Raw genomic sequence first — 2,370 nt, 5'->3', positions numbered from 1 at the left:
ACTACAACTGGGAGCGTCCCCATCAGCACAACGATGGTATACCACCTGCAAAGGCGGAAGAAAATCTTAACTTACTGGCCGGTAAAAGTTGACCACTACAACTTTAGCTATCCTTAATCTGAGAATTGGAATTTGAACGGTAAACAATGTCAGAAATTTCGAGTAGGATACTTTAGGTCAAAGGTAAATAGGTGATTTATACTTCCTATGCTCTCTTGCGGAACTTTATAATGTGAACAAATGATAGAGATTGCCCGCCATACCACTTAATAAAATAAAAGATAGCGGTATTATTGATAACACGACTATTCTTATTTGTCGGTTGGTGATGGTCCTTCGGGCCAAAGCAATGATAGTAAAGAGTATCGAAAATATAGCTCCATTGAGCAAAACTCCAAGCAGCCAGGGAGATGAGCAGTTTATATGTTGGCATAGCGGTCTTAGCAAATTGGTACCGGGCACCAATATCGGTTTTAAAAATTCAACAGCTACAATACTAAGTCCCAAGGTGGAAATAATTAGCAACACTGTGCCGACAATATAGCCTGAAATGAAACAAACTAAAATTAATCTTTTCATACTATTTTTTGATGTTTTCAATAGTCGATACTTTATGGGTTCTAAAAAATCCCGGTATCAATACCGGGATAATAAATTAGCTGTGCGTTGTATATCACTAGTAGAGCGCCATTGTAAACCAACGACAGCTATTTAGCGAAACTTATTGCTCAAATTCACAGCTCCCCGGAATCCATAAAGAGCCTTTTTAGTTAACGCCTGGGCAGTCCGGAGAAAATAGGAAGTCATCGGATGCCGCGCTCCACTCATCGGCACAAACGCCCAGTTGTTGGTTTTCAACATCAGCACATGCATCATGATTCATACAGTCTTGTGTGTATTGAGGGTCACCAAAAACAATACATCCTGCACCACAGCGTCCAGCACAGAAACCATGTCCACCTACAATATAAGTGGCGGAGCGTGCACCGAAATCATTATCCCATCTCGCGGTAACTCTCTGGCCATATAACGGACAAAGATCAGTCCAAGCTAGGGAGGTTCTGCGCTCGACTGTGAATGGTAGTTTTTTATTCAGTGGAATGGATGTCATAAAGTTACTTATTTTAAACAGATAAGAAAATGCAGCATTGTTTTCTGAAGTTTTCATTGTTGCCAATTCGTTTATATTAAGCTCAAGTTGATGTTGGGTCTCTTTAAAAAATTCCCGAACGGCCTTGCCAATAACTAGAGCTTCACCTGTTTCGAACTCAATACCTTCGACTTTTGCTAGCCCTTGTACGTTATCAATATCGACGTTAAATGAGTAAAGGTTATTTGAAAGTGAGAACAGATAAATGTCGTTTACACCAAAATCAACTCGCAGTGTAGACGTTGATTCTTTATCGGTTAACTGAATTTCGATGTTGTTAACTTGGCTCGTCACCTGAAAATCTGTTGCTGCGGTAACAATAAGGCTAAAGCTTAGCAGTAAGATAGTCGAAAAAAAATTGATAGATCTCATACAAACTCCTTTTATGTATCATTTTATTGAATCCCAGATTCAACTTGTAAGTGCATATCTTAATGGGGCTAGAAAAAGCGGCCAGTTGCCCGTAGGCTTCGCGCTTTTTCTCCTACAAGAGATATGCAATGAGACACTACAAGCAACTGACCTATGAGCGAAGATGCCAGATTGAGGCGTTCAAGAAAAGCGGTTTTTCGTAAGAATCTCCTCAAGCTTGCGGACAACAGCCCGGTCAAGTCCTCTCTAGTCAGGCAAAAATCCATCAATCCGGAGATTTCTTCCACCGGTAGCGCGCGCCCGGCGGGCAAGCGTTTGGCACTCGAGCGTTTTACCGTGTGGATCCGTTCCAAACGTTCGGCGTTAATCTGGCCGGCGGCATAGGCCTCCCCCGCCACGCCCTTGATCGCCGACAGATACAGGTTGCGGGTTTTCGGGCTGCGTCCCAGTTTTGCCAGAACATTGAGCACCATGAACACATGCATCCGGTCCATCTTCTCCCAGGGCATCTCCAGATGATTCCGGTAATTCAGCATTTTCGCAATTATCTCCAGCACCTTGCCCATGGTCTTGCGGCTGTTAGTTGAGCCCAGCGACGCCAGGTACAGCACAACGGCATTCAGATTGCCGAGGGAATCCGAAGCCATCCCGTGTTCCAACACGGCCTGGCTGGCGGGGTTTAGCAGCAGTCCGCGCCCGCTGTCTCCCGTCTTGGGCTCAGGTTCATCCGCCGGTACCTGGCCACCCGTGACCTCAAATGCAACCGGAAGTCCGTAAGCGTCAACCGCTAAATGGATTTTGCTTGTGTTCCCCGCCCGACTTTTCCCTATCGCCTCATCCTGATCACT

At 44.8% G+C, this 2,370-nt stretch carries 1 protein-coding gene and 1 pseudogene; both read right to left on the bottom strand.

From position 1 onward, the window contains the following. Positions 1–766: 766 nt before the first annotated feature. On the bottom strand, positions 767–1,522 hold the full coding sequence (locus Q1A48_RS20970; protein WP_299948759.1) for a hypothetical protein: 756 nt from the start codon (positions 1,520–1,522) through the stop codon (positions 767–769). 734 nt (positions 1,523–2,256) lie between these two features. After that, positions 2,257–2,370, bottom strand: a pseudogene (locus Q1A48_RS20965) (IS5/IS1182 family transposase); the annotation flags it as partial.

It is taken from the genome of uncultured Microbulbifer sp., assembly GCF_947489355.1.
In the GTDB taxonomy this organism is placed as follows: Bacteria; Pseudomonadota; Gammaproteobacteria; order Pseudomonadales; family Cellvibrionaceae; genus Microbulbifer.
This window is presented reverse-complemented; position numbering and strand designations above follow the sequence as displayed.

Coding starts and splice junctions, on each gene's coding strand:
- Q1A48_RS20970 (WP_299948759.1), bottom strand. CDS start 1,522: ATGAGATCTATCAATTTTTTTTCGACTATCTTACTGCTAAGCTTTAGC.